The sequence below is a fragment of the Streptomyces sp. PTL18 genome (assembly GCF_059510295.1).
The window spans coordinates 430,475-456,428 of record NZ_JCAJZO010000002.1 but is presented as its reverse complement, the minus strand read 5'-3'; the positions used below and the strand labels follow the sequence as shown (position 1 = coordinate 456,428).

Annotated in this window: 22 protein-coding genes, 1 tRNA gene and 4 pseudogenes; 12 read left to right on the top strand and 15 right to left on the bottom strand. The window is 71.0% G+C overall.

What is annotated here, in order from left to right; genetic code table 11:
* Window positions 1–78: 78 nt before the first annotated feature.
* The 8 genes and pseudogenes from AC5WS8_RS06450 to AC5WS8_RS06415 form a co-directional block, all read right to left on the bottom strand.
* Entirely contained in the window at window positions 79–942 is an 864-nt protein-coding gene (locus tag AC5WS8_RS06450; protein WP_496102300.1) for an ABC transporter permease, read from the bottom strand.
* A complete protein-coding gene (locus AC5WS8_RS06445) occupies window positions 939–3,584 on the bottom strand; it encodes an alpha/beta fold hydrolase (protein WP_496102299.1) in 2,646 nt (881 codons plus the stop codon). The genes AC5WS8_RS06450 and AC5WS8_RS06445 overlap by 4 nt, the downstream gene beginning before the upstream one ends.
* Window positions 3,585–3,760: 176 nt before the next feature.
* The gene (locus tag AC5WS8_RS06440; RefSeq protein WP_496102298.1) at window positions 3,761–5,158 is read right to left on the bottom strand and encodes an APC family permease; all 1,398 of its coding nucleotides are present in this window, start codon (window positions 5,156–5,158) and stop codon (window positions 3,761–3,763) included.
* A 300-nt stretch (window positions 5,159–5,458) separates the two neighbouring features.
* Entirely contained in the window at window positions 5,459–6,961 is a 1,503-nt protein-coding gene (mmsA, locus tag AC5WS8_RS06435; RefSeq protein ID WP_496102297.1) for a CoA-acylating methylmalonate-semialdehyde dehydrogenase, read from the bottom strand.
* Window positions 6,962–6,975: 14 nt separating this feature from the next.
* Window positions 6,976–8,859 (bottom strand): 3D-(3,5/4)-trihydroxycyclohexane-1,2-dione acylhydrolase (decyclizing), encoded by a 1,884-nt coding sequence (gene iolD, locus AC5WS8_RS06430; RefSeq protein ID WP_496102296.1) that lies wholly within the window; start codon window positions 8,857–8,859, stop codon window positions 6,976–6,978.
* Between the two features lie 86 nt (window positions 8,860–8,945).
* A pseudogene (locus tag AC5WS8_RS06425) lies at window positions 8,946–9,053 on the bottom strand (5-deoxy-glucuronate isomerase); the annotation flags it as partial.
* Between the two features lie 254 nt (window positions 9,054–9,307).
* Window positions 9,308–9,442 carry a hypothetical protein gene (locus tag AC5WS8_RS06420; RefSeq protein ID WP_496102427.1) on the bottom strand — a complete coding sequence of 45 codons (135 nt, stop codon included), beginning with the start codon at window positions 9,440–9,442 and terminating at the stop codon, window positions 9,308–9,310.
* Window positions 9,441–9,596, bottom strand: a pseudogene (locus tag AC5WS8_RS06415) (5-dehydro-2-deoxygluconokinase); the annotation flags it as partial. The pseudogene AC5WS8_RS06415 and the gene AC5WS8_RS06420, both read right to left, overlap by 2 nt.
* 364 nt (window positions 9,597–9,960) lie before the next feature.
* On the opposite strand from AC5WS8_RS06415, the gene AC5WS8_RS06410 reads away from it, so the two are divergent.
* The 5 genes from AC5WS8_RS06410 to AC5WS8_RS06390 all read left to right on the top strand — a co-directional run bounded on the left by AC5WS8_RS06410 (window position 9,961) and on the right by AC5WS8_RS06390 (window position 13,388).
* Window positions 9,961–10,827, top strand: a complete 867-nt coding sequence (locus AC5WS8_RS06410; protein ID WP_496102295.1) for a helix-turn-helix domain-containing protein — start codon at window positions 9,961–9,963, stop codon at window positions 10,825–10,827.
* Between the two features lie 334 nt (window positions 10,828–11,161).
* The gene (gene chpG, locus AC5WS8_RS06405) at window positions 11,162–11,401 is read left to right on the top strand and encodes a chaplin ChpG (protein WP_496102294.1); all 240 of its coding nucleotides are present in this window, start codon (window positions 11,162–11,164) and stop codon (window positions 11,399–11,401) included.
* 249 nt (window positions 11,402–11,650) lie between these two features.
* On the top strand, window positions 11,651–12,352 hold the full coding sequence (locus tag AC5WS8_RS06400) for a hypothetical protein (protein WP_496102293.1): 702 nt from the start codon (window positions 11,651–11,653) through the stop codon (window positions 12,350–12,352).
* Between the two features lie 136 nt (window positions 12,353–12,488).
* Window positions 12,489–12,785, top strand: coding sequence for a hypothetical protein (locus tag AC5WS8_RS06395; RefSeq protein WP_496102292.1), 297 nt, complete (start codon window positions 12,489–12,491; stop codon window positions 12,783–12,785).
* A 105-nt stretch (window positions 12,786–12,890) separates the two neighbouring features.
* Complete coding sequence (locus AC5WS8_RS06390) at window positions 12,891–13,388, top strand: DUF5949 family protein (RefSeq protein ID WP_496102291.1); 498 nt, start codon at window positions 12,891–12,893, stop codon at window positions 13,386–13,388.
* A 159-nt stretch (window positions 13,389–13,547) separates the two neighbouring features.
* On the opposite strand, the gene AC5WS8_RS06385 is transcribed toward AC5WS8_RS06390, so the two are convergent.
* A complete protein-coding gene (locus tag AC5WS8_RS06385) occupies window positions 13,548–14,225 on the bottom strand; it encodes a L,D-transpeptidase (RefSeq protein WP_496102290.1) in 678 nt (225 codons plus the stop codon).
* A gap of 621 nt (window positions 14,226–14,846) precedes the next feature.
* Between AC5WS8_RS06385 and AC5WS8_RS06380 the strand changes: the two genes are divergently transcribed.
* Window positions 14,847–15,362: a hypothetical protein gene (locus AC5WS8_RS06380; RefSeq protein ID WP_496102289.1), complete on the top strand. Its 516-nt coding sequence runs from the start codon at window positions 14,847–14,849 to the stop codon at window positions 15,360–15,362.
* Between the two features lie 201 nt (window positions 15,363–15,563).
* On the opposite strand, the gene AC5WS8_RS06375 is transcribed toward AC5WS8_RS06380, so the two are convergent.
* Window positions 15,564–15,788, bottom strand: coding sequence for a cold-shock protein (locus AC5WS8_RS06375; protein WP_496102288.1), 225 nt, complete (start codon window positions 15,786–15,788; stop codon window positions 15,564–15,566).
* 341 nt (window positions 15,789–16,129) lie between these two features.
* Here AC5WS8_RS06375 and AC5WS8_RS06370 point away from each other — a divergent pair, with 341 nt between their 5' ends.
* The gene (locus tag AC5WS8_RS06370) at window positions 16,130–16,594 is read left to right on the top strand and encodes a hypothetical protein (protein ID WP_496102287.1); all 465 of its coding nucleotides are present in this window, start codon (window positions 16,130–16,132) and stop codon (window positions 16,592–16,594) included.
* Window positions 16,595–17,295: 701 nt separating this feature from the next.
* Here the strand turns inward: AC5WS8_RS06370 and AC5WS8_RS06365 are convergent.
* Genes AC5WS8_RS06365 through AC5WS8_RS06355 form a run of 3 tightly spaced genes read right to left on the bottom strand, consistent with a single transcriptional unit; the run spans window position 17,296 to window position 20,749 of the window.
* Window positions 17,296–19,545: an ABC transporter permease gene (locus AC5WS8_RS06365; protein WP_496102286.1), complete on the bottom strand. Its 2,250-nt coding sequence runs from the start codon at window positions 19,543–19,545 to the stop codon at window positions 17,296–17,298.
* The gene (locus AC5WS8_RS06360; RefSeq protein WP_496102285.1) at window positions 19,542–20,228 is read right to left on the bottom strand and encodes an ABC transporter ATP-binding protein; all 687 of its coding nucleotides are present in this window, start codon (window positions 20,226–20,228) and stop codon (window positions 19,542–19,544) included. Before AC5WS8_RS06360 ends, AC5WS8_RS06365 begins: the two co-directional genes overlap by 4 nt.
* A complete protein-coding gene (locus AC5WS8_RS06355; protein WP_496102284.1) occupies window positions 20,225–20,749 on the bottom strand; it encodes a PadR family transcriptional regulator in 525 nt (174 codons plus the stop codon). The genes AC5WS8_RS06360 and AC5WS8_RS06355 overlap by 4 nt, the downstream gene beginning before the upstream one ends.
* Before the next feature lie 1,066 nt (window positions 20,750–21,815).
* On the opposite strand from AC5WS8_RS06355, the gene AC5WS8_RS06350 reads away from it, so the two are divergent.
* Complete coding sequence (locus AC5WS8_RS06350) at window positions 21,816–22,112, top strand: DUF6416 domain-containing protein (RefSeq protein ID WP_496102283.1); 297 nt, start codon at window positions 21,816–21,818, stop codon at window positions 22,110–22,112.
* Window positions 22,113–22,241: 129 nt separating this feature from the next.
* A pseudogene (locus tag AC5WS8_RS06345) lies at window positions 22,242–22,979 on the top strand (class I SAM-dependent methyltransferase); the annotation flags it as partial.
* Between the two features lie 161 nt (window positions 22,980–23,140).
* Here the strand turns inward: AC5WS8_RS06345 and AC5WS8_RS06340 are convergent.
* Window positions 23,141–23,896, bottom strand: a complete 756-nt coding sequence (locus AC5WS8_RS06340) for a GntR family transcriptional regulator (protein WP_496102282.1) — start codon at window positions 23,894–23,896, stop codon at window positions 23,141–23,143.
* A 79-nt stretch (window positions 23,897–23,975) separates the two neighbouring features.
* On the opposite strand from AC5WS8_RS06340, the pseudogene AC5WS8_RS06335 reads away from it, so the two are divergent.
* The 3 genes and pseudogenes from AC5WS8_RS06335 to AC5WS8_RS06325 form a co-directional block, all read left to right on the top strand.
* Window positions 23,976–24,251 (top strand): annotated as a pseudogene (locus tag AC5WS8_RS06335) (hypothetical protein); the annotation flags it as partial.
* Window positions 24,252–24,775: 524 nt separating this feature from the next.
* Complete coding sequence (locus AC5WS8_RS06330) at window positions 24,776–25,000, top strand: hypothetical protein (RefSeq protein WP_496102281.1); 225 nt, start codon at window positions 24,776–24,778, stop codon at window positions 24,998–25,000.
* 291 nt (window positions 25,001–25,291) lie between these two features.
* The gene (locus tag AC5WS8_RS06325) at window positions 25,292–25,585 is read left to right on the top strand and encodes a tyrosine-type recombinase/integrase (protein WP_496102280.1); all 294 of its coding nucleotides are present in this window, start codon (window positions 25,292–25,294) and stop codon (window positions 25,583–25,585) included.
* 87 nt (window positions 25,586–25,672) lie between these two features.
* Here AC5WS8_RS06325 and AC5WS8_RS06320 read toward each other — a convergent pair.
* Window positions 25,673–25,748 (bottom strand) — tRNA-Arg (locus AC5WS8_RS06320).
* Window positions 25,749–25,954 lie beyond the last annotated feature (206 nt).

Sequence of the window (25,954 nt, the reverse complement as noted above, 5' to 3'; positions counted from 1 at the left end):
AGCGGCCCGCCGAGCGATCCGGCGGGCCGCTCCCGCGCATGCACCCCGGCCACCGCGCTCCGGGCATCCCCGGCCGGCCTACGAGACGACGTCCTTGCGGGCGAAGCCGCGGAACGCCAGGGCGAACAGCACGAGCGCGTAGGTCACCGAGATCGCCGTGCCCTGGATCATGCCGGCCCACTCCGGCTGGGACTGGACCGCGTCGGCCCAGGCGAACTGCCAGTGCGCCGGCAGGAAGTCGCGCCAGTGGCCGAGAGCGGTGACCGCGTCCAGGACGTTCCCCACGATGGTGAGACCGACCGCGCCGCCCACCGCGCCCAGTGGGGCGTCCGTCTTCGTCGACAGCCAGAACGCGAGCCCGGCGGTGACCAGTTGGGACACGAAGATGTACGCCACCACGACGACGAGCCGCTGAGCCGCCGTGCCCGGGGACAGGGAGCCGCCGGTCGGAATCTCCAGCGGCCCCCAGCCGTAGGCGGCCGTCCCCACCGCGAGCGCGACGACCGGCAGCAGCACCATGGCCGCGAGGCTCATGCCGAGTCCGACCGCGAGCTTGGACCACAGCAGGCGGGCGCGGGGCACCGGTGCCGCGAGCAGATAGCGCAGCGAGGACCAGCTCGCCTCCGAGGCGACCGTGTCACCGCAGAACAGGGCCACCGGGATGACCAGCAGGAACCCTGCGGAGACGAACAGGTTCACCGCGGCGAAGTTGGCACCCGACGCCGTCGCCGTGTCCATCAGCGTGATCCGGCCGTTGCGCGAGCCCGGGTCGCCGCCGATGGCGAACGCGACGACCAGTACGAAGGGCAGCAGACCCAGGATGGCGCCCATCACGAGGGTGCGGCGCCGCTTCAGCTGCCGGACGAGCTCGACGCGCAGCGGCAGCGTCTGCCGCGCCCGGTACCCGTCAGCCGTCCCCGCCTGCTCGGCGAGCGCACTCATGCGGAACCTCCGATCAGGGTCAGGAAGGCGTCCTCCAGACGCCGGTGGGGGCCCACGGACTCCACGGGGACGCCGAGCCGCACCAGCTCCGCGACCAGCCGCCGGGCGCTGCCGTCCGTGCCGAGCCGGACCAGCAGGCCGTCCTCCGTGCGCACCGCCGAGGCGATGCCCGGCAGTGCGCCCACCTTCTCGACGAGCGGCTCCTCCACGGGTGCGGCGGTGCCGACCAGCAGGGTGTCGCCCGAGCCGATGATCTCCTTGACCGGGCCCGCCTGGAGCAGCCGGCCGCGGTCCATGACCACCAGGTGGGTGCAGGACTGCTCGACCTCCGCGAGCAGGTGACTGGAGACGATGACCGTGCGCCCTCCCGCCGCGTACCGGATCATGACCTCCCGCATCTCGCGGATCTGCGGCGGGTCCAGGCCGTTGGTCGGCTCGTCCAGGATCAGCAGGTCCGGCAGGCCGAGCATCGCCTGGGCGATGGCGAGGCGCTGCCGCATGCCCTGGGAGTACGTGCGCACCGCGCGCTCCAGCGCGTCGCCCAGCCCCGCGATCCGCAGCGCCTCGTCCAGGTGCGCGTCCTCGGCCGGGCGGCCCGTCGCCCGCCAGTACAGCTCCAGGTTCTGCCGGCCGGACAGGTGCGGCAGGAAGCCCGCGCCCTCCACGAAGGCCCCGACCCGTGACAGCACCGGCGCCCCCGGGCGCACCGCATGGCCGAAGACGCGGATCTCGCCGCCGTCCGGCCGGATCAGGCCCATCAGCATGCGCAGCGTGGTCGTCTTGCCCGCGCCGTTCGGCCCCAACAGGCCCAGCACATGGCCCTTCTCCACGCGGAAGGACAGGTCCTTGACCGCGTACCGGTCCGCGGACTTCGCGTACCGCTTGCTCAGGCCGGTGATCTCCAGCGGCACGTCCGCCAGCGCGGTGTCGGGTGCCGGTGCCGTCGTGCGGCGGCGGGCCGTGAGCAGCAGGGCTGCCGCGACCGCCGCTCCCGTCACCGGCAGCCACCACACCCAGGAGGGCAGCGGGGCAGCCGCGGTCCTCACGCCCGGCGCCGTCGGGACCTTGAGGCCTCTCTTCAGGGAGACCGTGTACGTGGCGGGTGCCGCCGGGGAGGCGTAGCCGAGGTCCGTGGAGGAGAGGACCAGCCGCAGTCGGTGCCCCTTGCGCACCTCGTGGTCGACGGCGGGCAGGGTCAGTGTGACGTCCTTGCCTCCCTTGGCGCCCTCCACGCGGACGGGAGCCACCAGTTGCGAGGGCAGCACCGGCCGGGAGTCGCCCGGCCCGACGTCGTACACCTTCCCGAACAGCACGGCGTCGTCGCTCGTCGACGTGACATGCACCCTCACGGTCGGCGAGCCGGTGATCCACAGGTTCTCGCGCACCGGGCGCGAGTCGAAGTGCGCGTACTGTCCGGGGAAGTCGAGCGACACCCCGACGCCCAGCGACGACAGCTGGGCGAGGCCGCCCGAGCCGCCGAGGCCCGGGAGCGCGGAGACCGCGGGCGGGGTGGCCCCGGCCGGGTTGGTGAAGCGCTGCTCAGGGCCGCTGAGCCGGACCGTCCGCTGCCCGCTCGCCAGCCCCGGGTACCGGGAGCCGCTCGCGCCCTTCAACCGGGCCGCGCCGTCCGTGGAGTCGATGCCGCCGGTGCGGGTGATCCGGAAGGCGGGCCCCGTGTCGACGCCCTGGTCGCCCTTCAGATAACGGTCGAACCAGGCGGTCTCGCGGGCCTGCACGCGGGTCGTCTCCATGTCCCCGCCGTCGTGACCGCCCGCGATCCAGTCGACGTCCACCGGGGCGCCGTTGGCACGGATCGCCCGGGCCGCCGCGTCCGCCTGGCCGAGCGGGAACAGCGAGTCGGACTGGCCCTGCACCAGCAGGGTGGGCACCTTGATGTCCTTGCCGACGGCGGACGGCGAACGCGCCTGGAGCAGGGCACGCGCCTCGGTGTCCGGCGTGCCGGACTCGGCGACCCGCTCGTACATCCGGCACAGCTCGGCGGTGAATTTCGCGCAGCCGCCACCGGAGTTCACGAAGACTCCGGCCCACAGCTTCTTGAACACGCCGTTCGGGAACAAGGCGTCCGCCAGGTTCCAGTACGTGATCGCCGGGGCGATGGCGTCCACCCGGTGGTCGTGGCCCGCGGTCAGCAGGGCGATGGCCCCGCCGTACGACGCGCCGGCCATGCCCACGCGCGGATCGCCCGGCTTGTCCAGCTGCACCTCCGGCCGCTTCGCCAGCCAGTCGATGAGCCGGGAGACGTCGGCGACCTCTCCCTCCGGGTCGTTCAGCCCGATCCTCCCCGTGGACCTGCCGAAGCCGCGCGCCGACCAGGTCAGCACCGCGTACCCGTGCCGGGCGAGCCTGACCGCCTGGTCCGTCATGTCGTCCTTGCTGCCGCCGAAGCCGTGCGCGAGCAGGACCGCCGGGCGGCGGCCACCGGACCCGGACGTGAAGAAGGCGGTGTCGATGCGTACTCCGCCGCCCATGTCCATGACCCTGTCGGCGCGGTGCACGGCAGGCGCGTCGTCCGATGCGACGGCCGTCCACGTCCCGACACCGGCCAGCACGAGCAGGACCGCGGCCACGGCGGCCACGGCCCCTCGGCGCAGCTCGCGGACTGCGGGCAGTCGAAGATCCATGCGTCCACGGTAAGGGCCACCACCGACAACCGCGGCAGCCGCCGGGCTGAACCACGGCCCCTCCTGCGGGCGTACGGGTCTGCCGCCGTGTACCGCAGCTGTGGTACGCCGACGCGACCGCCCCGGCCGCCCGTCGGGTGCGGGCGGCCGGGGCGGCGCGGCGACGTGACGGCGGCTCAGGCCCGCGCGTCCTCCGGGAGCGACACCAGCCAGCGCGTCTCGCGGCGCGGGCGGAGGTAGAGGGCCCAGTACAGGGTGGCGGCGGCGGTGATGCCGCCGGTCCACAGCAGGTAGCCCGGCTCCTGCTGGGTGAGGATGTATCCCAGGACCGCGATCAGCAGGACCGGCATCGCGGGCCACAGCGGCATCCGCCAGGCCGGCGTCGTCGCGTGCGTGCCGCGCCGGGACAGCAGGGCGGCCACCGCGACGAGCAGGTACATGCCGGTCACCGAGACGCCCGTGACGCCGTAGAGCGTGTCCAGGTTGACGAAGCAGAGCAGCGCGCCGGGGACGCCGACGACAAGGGTGGCGACCCACGGGGAGCCGAAGCGGCCGAGCCTGGCGAGTGCGTTGTTGACCGGCTCGGGCCACGCCTTGTCGCGGGCCGAGGCGAACAGCACGCGGGAGTTCTGGATGACCATGACGATGCCCGCGTTGATGATCGCGAGCGCCACACACAGGCTCACGAAGGTGCCGACGGCCGTGTCGGACCAGGCGGTGACCATGCTGCTGAGGTCGCCGCCGGTCAGCGCCTTGAGGTCGGGGGCGCCCATGGTGATCGCGACGACCGGGACCAGGATGACGACGGAGGAGATGGCGAGGGTGGCGAGGACCGTGCGGGCGACGGTGCGGCGCGGGTTCTCCAGCTCCTCGGAGAGGTAGACGGCGGTCGAGAACCCCTGGGTGACGAAGAGGGCGATGGCCAGGCCGGAGACCACCATCATGGCCGTCACATGATCAGCGTGCCCGCCCGCCCCGGTCACCTGCATGGAGACCAGGCTGCCGAGCCCGCGCTCGCCGTGCGCGAAGCCGAGGACCGCGACGACACCCGCCGCCACGACCTCCAGGACCAGGAAGATCCCGGTGATCCAGGCGTTGGCACGCAGATCCAGCAGACCGGCGAGGGTGGCCAGGAGCATGACCCCGGCGCCCGTCGTGGCCGGGTCCAGGTGCACCACCGGAGCCAGGTAGTCCGCCGTGCCCGTCGCGATCACCGGCGGCACGACCATGACGACCAGCAGGGACAGCACGAACACCAGCCACCCCGCGAGCCGTCCGGCCAGCGTCGACACCATCGCGTACTCGCCGCCCGCGCTGGGGATCAGGGTGCCCAGCTCCGAGTAGCAGAACGCCACCGCGATACACAGGACGGAGCCGATGGCGATGGTGAGGGCGGTGGCGGTGCCGAGCGAGCCGAACAGGTCGGGGACGACCACGAAGAGCGTGGAGGCGGGCGTCACGCACGACAGGGTGAGCAGGGTGCCGCCGACGACGCCGATGGACCGCTTGAGCTTCTGGGGACTGTCCGATGCCCGGGCGGGGGCGTTCTCGACAGGGCGGAGCGTGTCGGTCATGCGGCGGTTCCGATCGACTCGTGCGACATGGTGGGGTCGGGAGCGTCATCGCCTCCGGCGGCTTCGGTCGTACTGCTGTGGTCCGCTCCCGGGGCACGCATCGAACCCCGACGAAAACCGGCGCGTCAATGGGGGTCCACCTACGAAATCCGTACCAGAGAGGCGATCTTCCACCGAATCACGTGTCATTGAGGGCGTCTGTTCGGCGTCTTGCGCGCATACGGGAACCGCAGCGCGACTCCGCAAAAAAATGAGGCCGTCCGCATGGCGGACGGCCTCGTCACCCGCACGGGCCGAAGGTCAGTGGTTGCGCGGGAAGCCCAGGTCCACGCCGGCCGGGGCGTCGGCCGGGTCGGGCCAGCGGGAGGTGACCACCTTGCCGCGGGTGTAGAAGTGCGTGCCGTCGTTGCCGTAGATGTGGTGGTCGCCGAAGAGGGAGTCCTTCCAGCCGCCGAAGGAGTGGTAGCCCACCGGCACCGGGATCGGAACGTTCACGCCGACCATGCCGGCCTCGACCTCCAGCTGGAAGCGGCGGGCCGCACCGCCGTCGCGGGTGAAGATCGCGGTGCCGTTGCCGAAGGGCGAGGAGTTGATCAGCGCCACGCCGTCGTCGTACGTGTCCACGCGCAGCACGCACAGCACCGGGCCGAAGATCTCGTCCTGGTAGGCCTTCGCCGTGGTCGGCACCTTGTCCAGCAGCGAGATGCCGATCCAGTGACCGTCCTCGAACCCCTCGACGGTGTAGCCGGTGCCGTCCAGGACCACCTCGGCGCCCTCCGCCGCCGCGCCCGCCACGTACGACGCCACCTTGTCGCGGTGCGCCTTCGTGATCAGCGGGCCCATCTCGGACGTCGGGTCGCCACCGGGGCCGATCTTGATCTTCTCGGCGCGCTCGCGGATCTTCTCCACCAGCTCGTCGCCGATCGAGCCGACCGCGACGACCGCGGAGATGGCCATGCAGCGCTCACCCGCCGAGCCGTACGCCGCCGAGACCGCCGCGTCCGCCGCCGCGTCCAGGTCGGCGTCCGGAAGGACCAGCATGTGGTTCTTGGCGCCGCCCAGGGCCTGGACGCGCTTGCCGTGCGCGGAGGCCGTGGTGTGGATGTGGCGGGCGATCGGGGTGGAGCCGACGAACGACACCGCCTTGACGTCCGGGTGTTCGAGCAGCCGGTCCACGGCCACCTTGTCGCCGTGCACGACGTTGAAGACGCCGTCCGGCAGCCCGGCCTCGGCGAGCAGCTCGGCCAGGCGGATCGAGGCCGACGGGTCCTTCTCGGACGGCTTCAGCACGAAGGTGTTGCCGCACGCGATGGCGACGGGGAACATCCACATCGGCACCATCGCCGGGAAGTTGAACGGCGTGATGCCCGCTACCACGCCCAGCGGCTGCCGGATCGAGGCCACGTCCACCCGGCTGGCCACCTGCGTGGACAGCTCGCCCTTGAGCTGCACACTGATACCGCAGGCCAGATCGACGATCTCCAGGCCGCGCGCCACCTCGCCGAGCGCGTCGCCGTGCACCTTGCCGTGTTCGGCGGTGATCAGCTCCGCGATCTCGTCGCGGTGCTCGTCCAGCAGCGCCCGGAACCGGAAGAGGACCGAGGTGCGCTGCGCGAGCGAGGACTGGCCCCAGGTGGTGAAGGCCTCCTTGGCCGCGGCGACGGCCGCGTCCACCTCCTCCACGGTCGCGAACGCGACCTCCGTGGTGACCGCGCCGGTCGCCGGATCCGTCACCGGCCCGTACGTGCCCGACGCGCCTTCGGCGGTCTTGCCGCCGATCCAGTGGTTGACGATCTTCGTCATGCCCGAGAACTCCTTCACAGATGGCGGCGTCGGGTGGCAACGTGCCGTTCGTAGACCTCGCGCGCCTTGACCGCGGACGGCCGGGTCGCGGTCTCGGCCACGGGCACATCCCACCAGGCCTGCGCCGGAGGCGCGCCCGACACAGTGTCTGCGGTTTCGGTCTCCACATAGACACATGTGGGAGTGTCCGCGGCGCGCGCCTCGGCGAGCGCGTCACCCAGGTCGCGTACGGTCCTGGCGCGCAGCACCCGCATCCCGAGACTGGCCGCGTTGGCGGCGAGGTCGACGGGCAGCTTCGCCCCCGTGTACGTCCCGTCGTCGGAGCGGAAGCGGTAGGCGGTGCCGAACCGTTCGCCGCCCACCGACTCCGACAGGCCGCCGATGGACGCGTAGCCGTGGTTCTGCACGATCAGCACCTTGATGGCGATGCCCTCCTGCACGGCCGTCACGATCTCCGTCGGCATCAGCAGATAGGTGCCGTCGCCGACCAGCGCCCACACGGGACGCTCCGGCGCGGCCAGCTTCACACCGATCGCGGCCGGGATCTCGTAGCCCATGCACGAGTAGCCGTACTCGAGGTGGTACTGGTCGTGGGACCGGGACCGCCACAGCTTGTGCAGGTCGCCGGGGAGCGAACCGGCCGCGTTGACGATCACGTCCGACTCGTCCACCACCGCGTCCAACGCGCCGATGACCTGCGGCTGCGTCGGCCGCAGATCCGGTTCCTCGGCCTCGAAGCAGGCCTCCACACGCTGCTCCCAGCGCTCCTTGTCCTCCGTGTACTCGATGACGTACGCCCGGTCGACCCGGTGGTCGTGCAGTTCGAGCGCCTCGGTCAGCTCTTCCAGGGCGCTTCGCGCGTCCGCGACCAGCGGCGTTCCGGACATCTTGTGCCCGTCGAACGACGCGATGTTGACGTTGAGGAAGCGGACGTCCTCGCCGGTGAAGAGGGTGCCGGAGGCGGTGGTGAAGTCCGTGTAACGGGTGCCGACACCGAGGACCAGGTCGGCGGTGCGAGCCAGTTCGTCGGCGGTCGCGGTGCCGGTGTGGCCGATGCCGCCGACGTCCTGGGGGTGGTCCCAGCGCAGCGAGCCCTTGCCGGCCTGGGTGGAGGCGACCGGGATGCCGGTGGCCTCGGCGAACTCGGCGAGGGCCGCCTCGGCACGGCTGTGGTGGACACCGCCGCCCGCGATCACGAGCGGGCGCCGGGCGGCGCGGATCGCCCGGACGGCCTCGCCGAGTTCGACCGGGTCGGGACCCGGACGGCGCACGTTCCAGGTCCGTTCGGTGAAGAACTCCTCCGGCCAGTCGAAGCCTTCCGCCTGCACGTCCTGGGGCAGCGCGAGCGTGACCGCGCCCGTCTCCACCGGGTCGGTGAGTACGCGCATCGCCTGCAGGGCGGCCGGGATCAGCGCCTCCGGGCGGGTGATCCGGTCGAAGTACTTCGACACCGGGCGCAGGCAGTCGTTGACCGACACGTCCCCGGCGTGCGGAACCTCCAGCTGCTGGAGGACCGGGTCGGCCGGGCGGCCGGCGAAGGCGTCGCCGGGCAGCAGCAGGACCGGGAGGTGGTTGACGGTGGCGAGGGCGGCCCCCGTGACCAGGTTTGTCGCGCCCGGTCCGATGGACGTCGTCACCGCGTGCGCGGACAGCCGGTTCGACTGGCGGGCGTAGCCGACCGCCGCGTGCACCATCGACTGCTCGTTGCGGCCCTGGTGGTACGGCATGAGGTCGGGATACTCGACCAGTGCCTGCCCGATGCCCGCGACGTTGCCGTGCCCGAAGATCCCCCAGGTGGCGGCGATCAGCCGGCGGCGCACCCCGTCGCGCTCGGCGTACTGGGCGGTCAGGAAGCGTACGAGCGCCTGAGCGACCGTGAGCCTCGTCGTTGAGGTCATCGGTATCCCTCCGTGTGGTCCGGGTGGAAGCAGATCCGCACCTGAGGTACGGCCCTGCCGCCCTGCACGTCTCGACCGTACGTCGCTGGGACCTCCGGCGCGGGGCCGTAGCGGGCGGGGAGTCTGCGCTCGCACTTCGCTCCTGCCAGGGCGAAGCGGTCTCCCGCGCCGGAGGCGATCGGTGCCCGGGGGTCCGGGACCCGTGTGCGGAGCCGACGTCCCCGCCAACACCGTGCCCCTGTCCGGGAGTTGTTACGTTTTGCCCTCTATGCGCACGGTACCGTCCCGGGGGCGGGCAGCTCCGTGCTCATGTGGTCCACGCGGTGGTGGCGCGCCGGTGTCCACGGTCGCGGCGCACGCACGCGCACGGTGGCGGTCTTCTCGGGCCGCGGCGCGCCGTCGTGGACTGTTTCGGGCCGCACGCGCGCGGTGGTGCCGTTCGCGGCGGTCACAGCGCCGCTTCCGCCGTGATCGCTGCCTCCGCCTCGTCGGCCGCGGTCATCGCGGACGAGCACTCCGGGCGGGAGGCGACGACGGCGCCCGCCGCGTCGCCGAACCGCACGATCCGTTCGCAGGTCCTCACGGCGGCCGAGACGGGCTGCGGCGAGCGCGGCGTCCGTCGCCGAACCGCCCGGAAACCTCCCGAAGGACGTCACCTGCGGCAGGGGCAACCCGGTCTGCAGCGGATAGAGGTCCACGCCGATCCCGCCCATGGCGATCAGGTCGTAGGCCTCCATCGGGTTCCCTTCGTATCGGCTGCCCCCAGGTCTAGCCGTGCCGGGAGGCGCTGTCAATGTTTTGTCCAGACATTCGGATGACACCTTGACGTGGTGTCGGGGAGTCGAGGGTCATGGGCTTCCGGAGCCTGCGGTGGGTGGGCACCATGGATGCTTTCCTGTGCGCCTGTGCGCCTGTGCGCCTGTGCGCCTGTGCGCCTGTGCGCCTGTGCGCCCGTGCGCCCGTGCGCCCGTGCGCCCGTGTGTCTGTGTGCCTGTGCGCCGGGAGGGCGGATGGCGAGCGGGACGGTGGCGCGGAGCGGGCGCGGGCCGTGCGGCAGTTGGGAGACCGTGTTCGCGCGGCCGCACCCCCGGTCGCGCCGGTGTGATCGGCTACCGGGGGCTCCGGCTCGCACTCGACGGCCCGCGCAGCCGCCTGCAGACCCCCGTCGGCGCGGCCGCGCTCCTTCTTGGCTTCGAGGGCACCGTCCGTGTCGCGCGCCTCGGCCGGCCGCCGACGCCCCTCGGGTCGGTGTACTCCGGGCTGGACACCACGGCGGCCGTCGGGGAGCACGGCGGCCGCATCGTCGGCATCGAGATCCTGCTCACCCCGTGGGCCGCCTTCACGCTCTTCGGCACACCCCAGTACGAGTTGACCAACCGGCCCGTCCACCCGGACGAGCTGCCGCGTCCGACCGGGGGCGGCGGCCGGGCGGGCGCGGCCGAACCCGCCGCCGCGCCGGCGGCGTTGCCCGGCTGGACGGACCGTTTCGCGCTCCTGGACGACCTGCTCGCGCGCTGGTCGCGGGCCGGGCCGCCGAGTTCGGCACCGGTGGTGCGTGCCTGGTCGCTGTTGCGGCGCAGCGCAGGTGCCGTGCCGGTGGCGCGGCTCGCGGACGAGGTCGGCTGGAGCGTGAGGCAGTTGGAGAACCGGTTCCGCGAACAGATCGGGCTCGCCCCGAAGGCCGCCGCGCGTGTGCTGCGGCTGCGACGCGCGCGCCGGCTGCTCGCCTCCGGGCGGTCGGCCGCCGACACCGCGGCGCTGTGCGGTTTCTACGACCAGGCGCATCCGAACGGGGAGTTCCGGGCCATGACCGGGTGCACGCCCAGGGAGTTCACCGCGGCGCGCGGGGCGGTCGCGGCGGCGCGGTCCGGGCTGCCCGGGGCGGACCGGATGACGGGCGAGGCGACGAGCCTGGTGCTCTCATCGAACGGCAGTGCGCATTTTTCCGAGACCGGAAGGATCGCCTGACGGCAGGGTGGGTCTGCGGCGGTCGCTGCGGGGGAACGCCCGGACCGCGGGCCGGGCCCGACGCAGTGGGTCCGGCCCGCCCTGTACGGGGGGCAGGGCCGGCCGGACGCGTACGCGACATCGGCTCGCACCGGCGTGGCGGCGACCGCCGGCCACGGCCCGAGACGTCGGCTCATGCGGAGTACGAAACCGGTCAAATTTATCACAGGGGTGAAGCGTGGCAACTGGGTAGATCACCCCATCGGAGGCGCAACCCGGGCGGGCGCATCGCAGTTGACTCAACGTCGGGCATTCCGCCCGGCTTGTTGTGACAATCCCCAAGGAGCACCTCTCCATGTCGCGTATCGCGAAGGGCCTCGCCCTGACCTCCGTTGCCGCCGCGGCCGTGGCGGGCACCGCCGGCATCGCCGCCGCCGACAGCGGCGCCAGCGCCGCCGCCGACAACTCCCCGGGCGTTCTGTCGGGCAACGTCGTGCAGGTCCCGATTCACGTTCCGGTCAACGCGTGCGGGAACACGATCGACGTCGTCGGCCTGCTGAACCCGGCGTTCGGCGGCACCTGCGCGAACGGCTGACGCCCGACAGCGGACCCTTCTGCCGGCCGTCCCCCTTCGGGGGGACGGCCGGTTGGCGTCGTCTCGCCCGTTTGGCGTTGCACCGAACGGGTGGTGCCCTCTCCGACCCCCTCCCATGGCGTCTGATCAGCGGAAACGTGGTGCACGACGGGCGGCTGGCGCTACTCCGCGCAGCCGATCTGTTGCACGCCACGGCGGCTCCTTCCACGGTGAGCACAAGCACCCTCACCGACCACGAAGGGACCACACATGCCCGCTCTGCCCGTTGTCCGCCTTGCTTCCACCGCTGTCTGCGCCGCCCTGCTGGTCGGCGTCACGGGGCCCGCCGCGATGGCCGCCGACCACGACGCGTCCCGCGGGCGTACCCACGCCTCCGCGCCCCTGCCGGCACCCGACGTGCTCCTGCCCCGCGTCCAGCGGCTCGCCGAAGCCGACCGTGCCGTGGCACCCGTCTCGGAGCTGCTCAAGGCCGCGCTCGCCGGTGACAACCACCGGCTGCCCGCCAAGGAGGTGGCCAGGCTCGCCAAGGCCGCGAAGGACTCCATCTCCGGGATCACCTCGCCCACCCCGGCGCCCACCGGGTCCATACCGGCGCACAACGACACCCAGCGCGACGCGCTCGCGGCGCTGCGCAAGGCGGTCGACGACCTGGCCGCGGCGGCCATGTCCGGCAACGTCGGTCAGGTACTGCCGGCGGCCACGACCGTGCTCAACAAACTCATCAGCGTCCTCGTCGCTTCCGTCGCCAGTGGGATGACCATGCCCGCTCTTCCCAGCCTGCCGAACCTGCCCAGCCTTCCGCCCTCGCTGACGCCGAAGCCGAGCGGGAGCCCCTCGGCGAAGGCCAGTTCGACGGCCACGCCGGGTCTCAGCGGGAAGTCCAGGCCGTCCAACACGCCCATGGACCCGCCACAACGCACGGTCTCGGCCACGCCGTACGGCAGGCGCTGAACCGGGCCGTCCGAATCCTCCGCACGCGGGGTTTCCGCCGGGTCGGGGGCTCGTTAGCCAGGACGCAACCGTCCCCTCCGGTGGCCTTCGGTCACCGAAGCTCCGGTGACATCGGTCGCCGAAGAAAGGAACACGGATGAAGTCCCTCAAGGCCGTCGCAGTCGTCGCCGGGTCCCTGGCCCTCACCGGCGTCGCCGCACCCGCCTTCGCCGACGACGCCTCCGGCCTGACGCCCACCAGCCTCAACGGCGCGCTGCAGACCATCACCACCCAGAAGACCCTCGACGTCCGCCCCATCGCCCACCAGTCCGAGACCCTGGACACCGAGAACAAGCACTCCGTGCTGAGCACGGTGAACGGCGCGGCGGCCGCCCTGAACCGGCACGTCGGCACCTCCCGCCTGCTGGGCGGTCTTCCGCTCCGAGGCCGGTAGCCGTCCGCGTCCCCGTCCCTCGTTCGTGTGGTCACCGCAGTCCGCATCCCCCGGTCGGGCGAGAAACCGCACGGTGACCCGCCCGGCCGTCGATACGGTTCGGCGGTGACCACAACTTCCAGCGCGGCGCGCCCCTTTCGTGCCGCAGACCTCGGCACGCTCGTCGTCCTGGCCTGGAGCGGCGAGGCCCCCGACGGGGACATGCCCTACCTGCTCGCCTACTCCCTCGGCGACGGCGACAGCGGTCCGGAGGGCTCGGCGGCCGCCGTCGAGACGCTGCTGCGCGCCAACGGGCTCGACCCCGGCGGCAGGCTCATCGACGGCACCCAGCGCCCGGGCCTGCCGGTGACGCTGCTGGCCGAGGCGGGTCAGGTCGTCGTCACGATGCCGTATCTGAACGCCCAGTGCACCGTGCCGCCTCAGTGGCTCGCCGCCCTGCGCGCCCGCGGCCACGCCTACTTCCTGTTCGCCACCCGCCCGTGGCCCGGGGCCGCGCCCGGCAGGCCCGTCGAGCCGGAGCGGCTGGCGGAGTTCGCGGGCGCCGAGGAGACCCTGACCACGGCCGCGCACGTCCTGGTGCCGGCGCTCAGTCTGCGCGGCTGACCCGAGAACACGGGCCGGCCGCGGCGGCAGGTCGTGGTTCGTCATGAGGCGTCGTGCGTTCGTCATGAGACGCCATAACGCGTCATGACACATCATGAGACGCCTTGACACATCATGAGATGCCCTGACACATCATGAGTCGTCGGAGGACGTGCGGGATCACTGCCCCTGTCTGTTGCCCCACAGGTAGACGCTGTCCCCGATGCGCAACAGGGACCAGAGAGCCTTGGCGTCGTCGTACCGGAGATTCACGCAGCCGTGCGATCCCGGGTCCTCGAAAATGGGCCGGTAACTGGCGTGGAGGGCCTCACCGCGGTCGAAGAACTGGCTGTACGGCATCGGGCCGGGAAACAGGTCCGAGTAGAAGTCCTCGACGCGCCGGTAGATCTTGTGCCGGCCATTGCGGGTCCCGTACCCCGGCCTGCCGGTACGCGCGGGGACGGGACCGAAGACGATCTTTTTCTTCTTCCGCACCCACAGCAGCTGACGGGTCTGGTCCACACAGACCACGACCTTCCGCGCCTCCGGGCATCCGGTGAGGGACTGCTTGTGCGTCGCCGCCCAGACAACGATCGACGCGCGGTAGCTGACGACGTCGGCATAGCCGTCCGCCGGGTCGATCTCGTACTGCTGCTGCATTTCCTGGATGGCCGCGCAGTCCTCCTCGGACTGCACTCCGTCCTGGGGCAGGCCCAGATATTTTTCCACCTGCAGTTGAAAAGGCCCGGTGCTGAGCCGGCATGCCCGGGCGCCGCCGCCGTCCGGCGTGCCGTCGTCGGCGGGGCGGACCTCGCTGGTACTCGCGGCCGAAGGCGCCGAGGCGACGGCAAGCGTCACGGGAAACACGATGCCCGCAGTGGCCCAGACGCGAATCCAACGAAGGGGGATTCGTCTCCTCCTTGCCATCAGGTTCCCTCTCGGTACCGGGCCCATGGAATTCCCGGGCGTCACGGGGGACCAGTTGACGTTTCCCGTTCCCGCCAAACGTCAGGCGCCGCGGGCATCACCCCAATGCCCCGAGGCGCTCCGACGACAGCGCCCTACGGCCTCCTCGTCGGCCCTCGAAGCCCTGAGCGCGCAGGATCGCGTCGACGCGGACGCGGTGAGCCTCCCCCCACGCGTCCAGGGTTTCGGCGGCCTCCTCGGCCCGACCCCGGAACCGCCGGCCCGGTCGCGGGTGTCCCAGGGCGTGTGCCGAAACCGGATCAAGGTGCCGGGAGACGCGGACTGGCCACGTGGGCACTGGGAGCGGTCCTGCTCAAGGCGCCGGCGCTCGGTCTGGACCGGGTCCTCCTCACCCGTGACGACGGCAACGCCGGAATGAGGTGCTCATGACCCTGATTCCCCGAGCTTCCCGCCCGATCCGGTGCGGTAGTGGCGCGGCCACTCGGACGGCCCGCAGGCGGCCCAACGCTTCCCGCCCATGCGGAGCCTGGTCTGCTGGGCGACCCTGGAGGCATGAACCGCCGACCCCCTGAGCGGCCCTCGGAGACCCCGACGGCCACCGCGGCCCAGACGGATTACAGCGGCGCCGTCTACGGCTCGCTGCTTGCCGCCTCCGTGGTGGTCGGCGCCGGATCGCTCGGCTCGTTTCCGCGACTGGAACTCGTTCTGCTGCTGCTGTGCACCGGTGTGGTGTTCTGGGCCGCGCACGTCTTCTCCCGCCTTTTCGGCGCCCGGATCGTGCACCACTTGAGCCGGGGGGAGGTCCGCCGTGTGTGCGCGGAAGAACGCCCGATCATCGACGCGGCCGTCCCACCTGCCGGTGCCGTGGCCATCAGTCCCATCCTCGGCCTGGACGTTCGGGGGGCGGCATGGCTGGCAGTCGGGGTCGCTTTGGCCGGGCAGGTCGGCTGGGCAACCGTGGCCGCCAGCCGCGTCGGCGCATCACCCCGTTTGATGCTGCTCGCCGGTGCGATCAACCTTCTCCTCGGATCGGTCATCGTGGTTTTCAAGGTCGCGCTTCAACACTGAGGTCCCGTCTCCGCGATCAGGGCGGATTCCGCGGCCTTTGCCCTGGTGCCCGGCAGGATTCGAAGCCGCGACACCCGCTTCAGGAGTTCGGTCGACCGGGCGCTACTGCTGCGGTGAAGGGTGCGGTGGCGTAGGGGACCGCTGGGGTCCGCCGGGGACCGTGGGCGTACTCGTACTCCGTCGTTGATGTCACGCGTGGTGTCAGGCAGGCCGAGGCACGATGCTCACCGCGCGGTAGTCGTACCCGTCCTGCTTGAAGCCAGGGGCTTCCCATGTGAGTTCGACCTGCTGCCCGCGTGAAAGCGTACGGAAGCCGGTCGACTGGATGTTGGAGAAATGGCCGAAGCAGCCGCCGGGGGTCTCGGGGGAGTCGAGAACGCCCCATCCTTCCTCGTCGTCCCACTCGCGGACAGTCGCAGTCACCACGGACGGAACCCTACGGCTTCCTCCGCGCCGACGCGCCTGGCGCGCCTCCCTGCGGCCCGAGGTCGACCAGGCTTCGCTGAGGAGCAGGCAGTTGCAGCTCCGTGAGGGCTGTCCCAACAGCATGACGGCGCTGTGGATGCAGGGCTGCTGACCAGGTGAGAAGGTCGGGGCCACATCATTGCCACGGCGCGTCGGTCACCGTGGTTTGCGCACGACCGGGAACCGCGTGAGCCACAGGCACCGTGCTTGAGCATCCTCACCGTGACTGCTGTGGCACCTCGGGCGGGTGATCCCCAGCGTTGTTGTCAATATGCCTGCGGATCGGTCTGACTACTGATTGCATGACGGTCATGGCAACGTCTCCGCCCCCGCACGATGAGCGAGCGCTCATCCAGTACCAGATTGTTGCCACCAGACGAGCTGGGTTCGACTCGATGATGTGGCAAGTACCTGGTCTGGCGCTGGCGGCCCAGGCGTTCCTGATGACGATCGCCCTCAGCCCGGATGTCGGGCGACTGGCGCGGGTCACTGCAGGCGTGCTGTCGATCGTGGTGTCCTTCATGTCCGTGCAGCTCTTGGCGAAGCACCGGCGTCACGAACTCGCTGACAGCCTCTGGTTACAAGAGTTCGAAAGAACCACAGGGCTGCCCGAGATCCATGCCCCCGCAGAGAAACGTTGCCGATCCGTAGGACTCCCTTCCAAGGGCCTGGTCAAGCTGCGTTCCCATCGCGTATGGACAGCCGGCCTAACCGTGTTCGGGCTCGTCGGCCTTGGCATTGCTGTGGTAGCCCTGGTGCGACCGTAGATCAGGGGATGTTCGGCGCTGTCGGCTTGGGAAGCTTGGGGCCGCCCTGGACAGGTTCGGGACGCTGCTGTCCGGCGAGTGACAGGGCCGTTGCTGTCAGCGTTGCCGCTGAGGTTGAAAGGGTGGGGTGACAGCGGGCGTTGGTGGTGCTACATCCTCGTCATGAGATACGCGGATGGCGGCGGTGGGGGCCACCGCCTGCCGGCGCGGACACGCTGGTCGGCGAGCAGAGGGCGGGGTCGAGGGGGAAGTCGGCGTCCGTCAGGAACGCCCGCAACGCGCCCTCGGTCATCCAGGGGGGCGCGCGGCAGGTCCTCCGCCCTGCGGGCGGGGTACCAGACGCCGGCCATCAACTCGCGGTGATGCCCGGGGCCGGCCACGGGATCCGGGCGTGAGGTGTCGACGAGGTGGAGTGGCACCGTGCCCACCGGGTGCGGTCCGGTGGGCGGAGGCAGTGTGAGTTGTGCCGGGCTGGAGGCGGTCGGAGCCGCCCACGCGCGGTTCGAGGATGTTCACCGCAGGACACTGCCTTGATCGGGCCGAGGTTCCCGACGCCGAACAGACGGATGGTCTGAAGGGATGTACATCGTCAAGGCTCCTGGCTGTGGATTCAGAGACAACCGTTGTCGTGCCGCGAAGAGCTCCATCAGCCCCGGACGCCCATGGGAAGGATGTCTGGGGCCGTAGCGGGGAGTTGCGTGTCAGCCGTTGCGGGCGGCCTCTGGGCCGGTGATGCGTTTGAGCAGGGGGAGAGTCGAGGCGATGATGCCCAGCGAGGCGACGAGGCCGAGGGCGACGAGCGCGTAGTACGCCGTGCCCGGCGACACCAGGTCGTAGTGCATCTGCGATTTCAGGAACAGGGCGGAGGCGGCGAAGGCCGTACCGATCGAGATCGCGGCCACCGCCAGCAGCGGCAGTGTGCTCTCCAGGCCGATCACCCGCTGCAGCAGCCGCAGCGGCGCGCCGGTGAGTCGGAGCAACGCGAACGGGCGTCGGCGATCCGACAGGCCCGCAACCACGCTCACGGCCAGGCTGCAGCCGGCGATCGGCAGGGTGGTCAGCAGCACCACGTCGGCCAGCTGCCGCCAACCGGCCAGCTCTTGCTGCAGATCGGTGCCCCAGTCGCCCACTGTTTGGGCCTGTTGGTGCGGGTAGGCGGTGGTGAGCAGGGTCCGTACGCGTTCCATGGCGGCTGTCGACCCGTCGGTGGCCACGTAGACCAGTTGCACGGGCAGCTTGGCGACGGCTGCGGTGCTGATCGCAGCGGCGGGCCACGGCAGGCTCGGGTGCGACTGCAGGCTGACGAAGGCGTAGAAGTCGACGGCCGTGACGCTCGCGCCGGCCGGGCAGCGGCCGACCATGGGAGTCTGCGCCAGGTCGGAGCAGGTCACCAGTGCCGGCGCGTCTGGAGGAGGATCGCCCGGGTGGACTCGCCGGTGTACCACCTTGCCGACGCCGTCGGGGTTGGCGTGGACGACGGCCAGGCCCCGCACGCCCGGGATCGCCCGCACCTCGGTGAGCAGCCGTGTCGGGACGGTCCCGGCCAGGGGCGCCTCGCCGAGGGCACCGGCCTCCACCACCGTCCGGGTCTGCCGGTCGCCGTCGAGCGTGCCGCGGTTGTGGTTGATGGTGCCGATGATGCTGACTGTCGCGGTGGTCACGAAGAGGGCCAGGACGAGGCCGCTGACCGCGCGGAAGCCGGCCTTCGGGTCGTCGGCGAGCCGGCGCACCGCGATCAGGGCGGCCGGGCGGCGGGTGCGCCGGGCGACTGCCCGGGCGGCGGCCATGGTCAGCCACGGCCCGGCGATCACCAGGCCCAGCATTACCACCAGGAAGCCCGGGAGGTAGGCCGCCGTCTGGCCGTTCCCGGTTGCCGGGCGGTGGCCGGCGAAGACGAAGTACGCCAGCTCGGCCAGGCCCGCCAGCAGCGGGATCAGCCGCCAGGCGCGCGGCGGGCGCGGGGTCACCCGGCGGGTCACGCCGAGCGGGGAGACGGTGACCCGGCGCAGCGCGAGGCGCGCCACGATCGCCGCCGCCACCGGCACGCCCACGACGATGCCCAGGGCCTGCGGGGCGCTGAGCGTCAGGTCCGAGGGGAAGAACCGCTGCCCGGTGAACGAGATGGTGGCGACCAGCGGGCGCAGCGCGGCGTAGAGCCCGAAGCCGACCATCGTCCCGGCGGCCGCCGCCAGCGCGGATTCCACTGCCGAGATCACCGACACCTGCCGGGGAGTGGCGCCGACCAGCCGCATCGACGCGTACCGCTGTTCACGGGTGGCGGCGGACAGGCGGGTCGCGGTGGCGATGAAGATCAGCACCGGGAAGATCAGTGCCCCGGCCACCACGGCGGAGATGAGTGTCATCGCGTCGCCGCGCACGGCCTTGTCCCAGCACTCGTTGTCGCAGGGGGATGGCCGGGTGCCGGCGATGGTGGTGACCGCTCTCGCCCCTGGTGCGCCCTTGATCTGGGCGGGGGTACGGCCGATGACAGCGATCAGTGAGTCCGGGGAGGCCAGGGCGGCGTCGCCGATCGTGCCGGTGAGCCGCCCGGGGAAGCGGTCGCCCAGCTGGTCGGCCGGGGTGTCGCGGATCAGCTTGGCCAGCGCGGGGGAGGCGTAGTACTCGCCGGGCGCCGGCAGGTGCGTGAGGCCGGGCGGGACGGGCGAGGTCGGGCCGGTCGCTGCGACGTCGACCTCGGTGAGGGACTTGCCGTCGTAGTAGTCGCCGTGCGGCCACCACCACAGCGGGTCCGCCGACGCCCGCTCGGTACGGCTCGCAGCGCCGGTGTCGAGCCACACCTGCCGCTGGTTCGTCCGTTCGACGGCGTTCATGCTGGCGAAGGTCGACAGCAGCAGCCCGACGCCGATGGCGACCGCGGCGGCGATCATGGCCAGCCGGGCGAGGGCCTCCCGGCCGCCGCTGACCGCGAGGCGGAGCGCGAAGGCGATCACGAGGCGATCCCTCCGGTCGTGAGCAGGTTGGCCTTGCCGTCGCGGACGATGGCCTCCCGGTCGGCATGCGCGGCGACCCGGGGCTCGTGGGTCACCAGGACGATGGTGGTGCCCTCTTCGTGGGCCGCGTCCACCATCAGGTCCATCACCTGTTCGCCGGTCAGCGAGTCCAGCGCCCCGGTCGGCTCGTCGGCGAACAGCACCTTGGGCCGGGCCACCAGGCCGCGGGCCAGCGCCACCCGCTGCGCCTGACCGCCCGACAACTCGCCGGAGCGGCGCTGCTCCAGGCCGTCCAGGCCCAGCCGGGCGAACCAGGGCCGGGCCTCGGCGAGCGCGCTCGCCCGGCGCATGCCGGAGAACAGCAGCGGCAGGGCGATGTTCTCCTCGGCGGTCAACTCGGGGACGAGCTGGCCGAACTGGAAGACGAAGCCGAAGGTGTCGCGGCGCAGGGCGCTGCGCTCGGCCTCGTTCATGGTGTCGATGCGGTGTCCGTCGAAGTGGACCTCGCCCGAGTCGGGGGTGAGGATGCCGGCCAGGCAGTGCAGCAGGGTGGACTTGCCCGAGCCGCTCGGGCCCATCACGGCGAACACCTCGCCGGCCTCGATGGCCAGGCTGGCGCCGCGCAGGGCGGGGGTCTCGCCGAAGGAGAGGGTGAGGTCGCGGGCCTCGATCAGGGCGGTCATCCGCGCACCGCCGCTGCGAGTGTGTCCATCCGGGCCGTGGTCAGCTCGATCCATCGTAGGTCGGCCTCCAGGTGGAACAGGCCGTGGTCGGCGAGCAGGGCGTCGATGATCGGGCCGGTGCGACGCAGCTTCGTCAGCTCGTGCATCCGCTTCAGGTGGGCGGCCCGCTGGGTGTCGAGGTACTGCTGGGCGTCGCGGCCGAGCATCAGGGCCAGCACGACTTTGGTGAACAGCACGGTCTGCAGATTGGGCTCGGGGGCCACCGGCTCGGTGAGCCAGGTCTCGAACTCCGTCGCCCCCGCCTCGGTGATCACATAGCGCTTGCGCTCGGGGCCGACCCCGGGCTCCGCCTCGCCTGCAATGACCTTCCCGTCCCGCGCCAACCGGCCAAGAGTCGTATAGACCTGCCCGTACGGCAGCGGCTTGCCGCGGTTGAAGAAGGCGTCATAGTCGCGCTTGAGGTCGTAGCCATGGCTCGGCTCCCGCTCCAGCAGCCCCAACAGGGTGAGAGGAACACTCATGCGAGGACCATACACCGCAGATATACTCTGAGTGTATATCTGCTGAGAGTGCGTTCTGGTTTTGGCCTCGCATCCGGTTGCGGGCGCGTCACCGGCGACCAGCGTGTCGCCCTGAGCCGACTGTCAGGGACGCTGGTTCAGAGCTTTGGTCGGCTCCCGGTTGGCGGCTCGCGCGGCGGCGGGTGTCGGCTTTGTGATCTGAAAGACCGCCCTTTTCAGGCTGTAGCCGACAGCACGACACCCGCACGTCGGCGCGCTCGGTCCGCTCCCACGAACCCCCGATCGCCGCCGGCCAACGCCACCAACGCAGCAGGTCGTACGCGTACGAGCGGCACGAGCTGCGGCTCACGTCGCCCGTGCTGAAGTCCCGTAGGCCGTCGCCCTGCAAGATCCACCACCGCACACCACCGAGGGCTGTCGGGGCGATCAACGGCCCCCTGCTCTGCCCCGCAAAGCCTCTTGATCCCCAGAGGGGCCCGGCACCTTGCTGGGCGGCTCACTGTTGCCGGGCCGACGCCCCCGTGGGGTGGATTGCGGTTCACGACGTCGCAGGAGGCACGGAAGCTGCCTCAACCGCCACAGGGCGCGGGAGAACTTCTCCGCGTATTCACCGCGGCCATCCGCAGAAACCCGGTGACAGCCGGACGCCGCCGGAACCTCCCCGCGATCAGCGGGGGCGGTCCGGCGCTCTTGCGTGTGCGCCCGCACCCGCCCTGACCAGCAAAAAGCCCTTCCCGAAGGGAGAGCCGAAACCGGCGCCCCCGGCAGGACTCGAACCTGCGGCCAAGCGCTTGGAAGGCGCTCTGCGGCTGCGTCCCGTCCTCCTCTTGACCTGTGACTCTTCCTCAGCTGAGCGGCTTGTCGGTAGAACTTCGACACGGATTCGACACGCAGTGTCCTGGTGGCTCTGTACGGTGCCAACGACACACACGCCGAGTAGCAACTGTTGGGGGCGGGCATGACGGAGTATCTGTCTGAGGTTGATCCGCGATGGGCTGAGCACTCGGGCGAAGACGGGCACTACGGCGCCCCGGAATGGGGTCCGGAGGACTTGCAGCGCGCCGCAGTGTTCTTGGCTGAACTCGCACCGCAGGCCCGGCAGGTGCTCGAGTACTTGGCGCGCAACCCTGGCCGGCGGATCCACTGCACGGAGCTGGTGGACAAGGCCCTGGACGGGCCGAACGAGAGTGATCCGGCGCGGCGCGTGGCAGGGGTGCTGTCCGGGATGCGCAAGGGACACAGCAAGAGTGGGCGGCGGCTTCCGTTCTACTGGTGGGAGGCACCCGAGGGGAGCGCGGGCGCGACGTACGCAGTCCGCCCCTCGGTGGCAGCGGTGTTCCTGGCCGCTCAGCTCGGCGAGTGACTCCATCGCTCATGGCCTAGGTGTTCTGGCCGGCGGATCACGGGCCGAGCCAGGGCCGGACCGAGGCGAGGGCCGACCAGTGCCCTGATCGTGTTGACCGCCCCCGACAGGCAGTGCTGGAGTCGGCACGTGGACAGCATCCCCGCCAACCGGCGGCTCTGGAACCGGATCAGCAGCGCCTACCAGCGCGAACACGACCCGCAGATCGGGGCCACCCCCCGGCTGTGGGGCATGTACTCCATCCCCGATGCGAACCTGAAGGCCCTGGGCGACGTCACCGGCAAACGCGTCCTCGAACTGGGCTGCGGCGCCGGCCAGTGGTCCAGGGCGCTCGCCGCCGAGGGCGCCACTGTGGTGGGGCTCGACCTGTCCGAAGCCCAACTCGCCGCAGCGAGCCGCGCGATGGGAGCGGCCCGCTATCCGCTGGTGCAAGCCGCCGCCGAACGACTCCCCTTTGCCACCGACAGCTTCGACCTGGTGTTCTGCGACTTCGGTGGGCTCAGCTGGGCACCCCCGCACATGGCCGTCCCGCAGGCCGCGCGCGTCTTGCGCCCAGGCGGGCGCCTGGTGTTCAACGTCGCCAGCCCATGGTTCGAAGTCTGCTACGACGAAGCCGCCAGCCGCGTGACCACGACGCTGCAGAAGGAATACTTCGGGCTGAACACCATTGCCGAAGACGGCGACGCGACCAGCTATCAGCTCACCTACGGCGACTGGGTCAGGGTCCTGCGCGGCGCGGGTCTCGTCATCGACGACCTCATCGAGCCGCGGCCCGAACCCGGAACACCCAACGGCTACAACGAAACCGACCCACCCGACTGGGCACACCGCTGGCCGGCGGAACTGCTCTGGGTAACCCACAAACCGTCAGTTCCGCCGGCCGAGACGGTGAAGGCATTCCCTCGCCGGGCAGGCCTTAAGGGACCGCTGATCTCGCAGTGGCGCCTCGCTGACGACCAACTGTCGTCGACGGGGCGCACGCCTTTTGCACCTCACGCTGCGGCCGTCAGCCGCCCCCGGAGTGACGGTTAGCGGTTGATCGGGATCTCGTAGACGATCTCGCAGTGCGCGGCGGGCACCACGATGTCCGCTGTCTCGACCGGCCGTCCTTCGTCGCTGTAGTACGTCCGCCGGATGTGCGTCACGAGCGCGGCCTTCTGGATGCCCAGGAGTGAAGCCTCCTCGGAGGTCGCATGCCTCGGCTCCGGCTGCTCAACGGCGTGGCTGACCGTGACCCCGATGGCCGCCATCCGGTTCACGACACCCGCTCCGGCGTGGGGCCCTCCCTCGGGGAGTACGACGAGGGTGCCGGCGGTGAGGTCGTACGGCTCCCAACTCGTAGAGAGCTGTACTGGTCGGCCATCGGCCAGGAACTCGTACGTCGTCCGGACGCAGAGGTCGCCCTCGGCGATGCCGAGCCGCGCCGCGATGTCCGCCGGAGCCGGCACCTTGGCCTCAGTCCGGCTCTCCCAATCCCCTTGCCTGCCCACAGCCTTCATGTCCGCCCGGAACGGCGATCCGTCGGGCCGCTCACGCGCGGAGGAACGAACCACTCGCGCCCGCTGCCGGGGCTCGGCGACGTACGTGCCCGAACCGGCGCGGCCCTCCAGCACACCCTGGGAAATCAGCAGCTCTTGGGCCCGGCGGACCACGTTCTCGCCCACCCCGCACTCCTGGCCGATCTGAGCGCGGGAGGGCAGACGATCCCCCGGCTCCCATACGTGCTCCGCGATCCGCCGCCGGAGTTCGTCGGCGATGCGGAGATAGGGCGGCTGCTCAGGCATATGGAAAATCTAGTCCACTAGCTCTAATCTAGTTAACTAGCTTCACTGAAAGTGATCACCGATTGACGGAGGCTGCCCTGTGCCCGCTTCGGGATCTAGCGCGGCGGCCATCGCCGCCCGGCTGTCCGCCGTCGGGCTTCCCACGCGCGTGGAGGAGCACGACCGGTACGCGTCGGTCGAAGCGGAGGTACCGGGATCGCTCTCCGCCGACTTATGGCGGGAGGTTCTGGAAGTGGTGGCCGAGGCCGATCGGTTCGGGCTCGTCGCCACCAGTCTGAACGGCCGCACCCTCTGGGCGGTCGTACACAAAACGGTCCCCACGACGGGCGATGTCGGGGGACCCAGCCATCAGCGGAAGGAGCTGAGCAGCGTGCTCAACCGTATCCGCCGTGCCGTCTCGCTCACCAGAGCGCGGTACTTCCCCAAGGGCAGGCACCGCCGCCCCTTAGCGCCCTCCCGGCCGCCGGCCGCCCCCGCCTTCTCTGCGTTCGCTGACGCCGCGACGGTCATCGTGGGCCGGGCTGCCGAGAGCGCGAACCACTGTCACCCGCTCAGGGGCGAGGAAAGCGAGCTCGTCCGTCCGTACCTGCTGGCTTGGGAGAAACGAGTGCGGCCGCGCGCGGTGGTAGGGGCTTCCCATCTGACCGCCGAAGCCTGGTCGTCCCTCGCGCGGGGGTCAGCTGATGCCTAGCCAACAGCCGACATCGCCGAGGCCTCGGCCGTCCCCTACCGGTCGACCGCCTGCCGTATCGGCGCACACCTTGCTTGCACGGAGTCCTCCCCCGTCTCCGCACCGATCGACCTGCCGGTTGTCTACGAGACGTGCGACTGCCCGTGTCACCCGGCTTCCGACCAGTCCACGCCTGCGGAGGTGGAGCGGTGACCGGCTGGACACACGGTGGCGCGCCGGTATCCAACATCGAGGTCACCGCGACCACCGTGCAGCGTGGCGACATCATCCAACTCGGCGTCCGGGGCTACCGAGTGACAGACCTCTTCCAACTGCCCCAAGGCGCCAAGCAACTGCTCTTCGAGTCGGGCGAGCTGCTGACCATACACGCGCGAACCCGGATCGCCGCCGTTCGGATGTTGAGAAGGCGGTGATCCGGTCCGTGCCTTCACACCATCACGAGATCGCCGACGATCTGAGTCACCAGATCGCCACTGGCAGCATCAAGCCCGGCGAACGGGTCTGCTGCACGATCGGGTGACATCTGAACTGGCTTGCCTTGTAGGGCGGGTGGGAAGGATGTCGCTGTGCCCCGGCTCGGAAAGAAGAAGCTCGCCCGCGACGCGTCGCTCGGAGCGGCCGGTCCCCCTCCCGGCCGTGTGCGTGGACGCACTCCGCCGGCACGGTGAGCGCCAGGCAGAAGAGCGCGAGACTGCGGGGGAGCAGTGGCAGGAAACCGGCCTGGTCTTCACCACCAGGCGGGGGACCCCGATCCGCCCCGGAACCTGAACCGGCACTTCTACCCGATCCGGGAACGGCTGGGCCTGGACGTCCGCTTTCACGATCTCCGCCACACCTGCGTGACCTTGCTGCTCGGCCTCGGCATCCCGCCGCACATCGTTCGCGACATGGTCGGGCACAGCGCGCTGGACGTGACCATGAACATCTACGCGCACGCGGACATGAGCGAGAAGCGGGCCGCCCTGGACCGGCTGGGGAGCCTGCTGGCCGACGAGTGACCGGGCCGTTGCCGTCAGCGTTGCCGTCAGAGACGCGAAACGCCCTGGAGGGGAGAACCCCTCCGGGGCGTTTTTGCAGGTAGGACGTGGCGCCCCCGGCAGGACTCGAACCTGCGGCCAAGCGCTTAGAAGGCGCCTGCTCTATCCACTGAGCTACGGGGGCCTGTGTGGTGGCCTGTCGTGGTGCCCGGACGGGCTGATCCGTGACCTTGCCGGGGACAAGGATAGGGCTCCCCGGGCCCTTGTCCCTGTTGCTTCGCCTCCGTGGCTCCCTGTGGAGGTTCGGTGAAGCGGTCCGATAATCGCAGGCAGGTACGAATCGTGCACCGCTTTTGGCGTCCGACGCCCCGGGTGTTGTGCACTCGTTAT

Bases quoted from the DNA above. Each gene is read 5' to 3' on its own strand.
- AC5WS8_RS06450 (WP_496102300.1), bottom strand. From the start codon at position 942: ATGAGTGCGCTCGCCGAGCAGGCGGGGACGGCTGACGGGTACCGGGCG.
- AC5WS8_RS06445 (WP_496102299.1), bottom strand. From the start codon at position 3,584: ATGGATCTTCGACTGCCCGCAGTCCGCGAGCTGCGCCGAGGGGCCGTG.
- AC5WS8_RS06440 (WP_496102298.1), bottom strand. From the start codon at position 5,158: ATGACCGACACGCTCCGCCCTGTCGAGAACGCCCCCGCCCGGGCATCG.
- mmsA (WP_496102297.1), bottom strand. From the start codon at position 6,961: ATGACGAAGATCGTCAACCACTGGATCGGCGGCAAGACCGCCGAAGGC.
- iolD (WP_496102296.1), bottom strand. From the start codon at position 8,859: ATGACCTCAACGACGAGGCTCACGGTCGCTCAGGCGCTCGTACGCTTC.
- chpG (WP_496102294.1), top strand. From the start codon at position 11,162: ATGTCGCGTATCGCGAAGGGCCTCGCCCTGACCTCCGTTGCCGCCGCG.
- AC5WS8_RS06400 (WP_496102293.1), top strand. From the start codon at position 11,651: ATGCCCGCTCTGCCCGTTGTCCGCCTTGCTTCCACCGCTGTCTGCGCC.
- AC5WS8_RS06395 (WP_496102292.1), top strand. From the start codon at position 12,489: ATGAAGTCCCTCAAGGCCGTCGCAGTCGTCGCCGGGTCCCTGGCCCTC.
- AC5WS8_RS06380 (WP_496102289.1), top strand. From the start codon at position 14,847: ATGAACCGCCGACCCCCTGAGCGGCCCTCGGAGACCCCGACGGCCACC.
- AC5WS8_RS06370 (WP_496102287.1), top strand. From the start codon at position 16,130: ATGACGGTCATGGCAACGTCTCCGCCCCCGCACGATGAGCGAGCGCTC.
- AC5WS8_RS06360 (WP_496102285.1), bottom strand. From the start codon at position 20,228: ATGACCGCCCTGATCGAGGCCCGCGACCTCACCCTCTCCTTCGGCGAG.
- AC5WS8_RS06355 (WP_496102284.1), bottom strand. From the start codon at position 20,749: ATGAGTGTTCCTCTCACCCTGTTGGGGCTGCTGGAGCGGGAGCCGAGC.
- AC5WS8_RS06340 (WP_496102282.1), bottom strand. From the start codon at position 23,896: ATGCCTGAGCAGCCGCCCTATCTCCGCATCGCCGACGAACTCCGGCGG.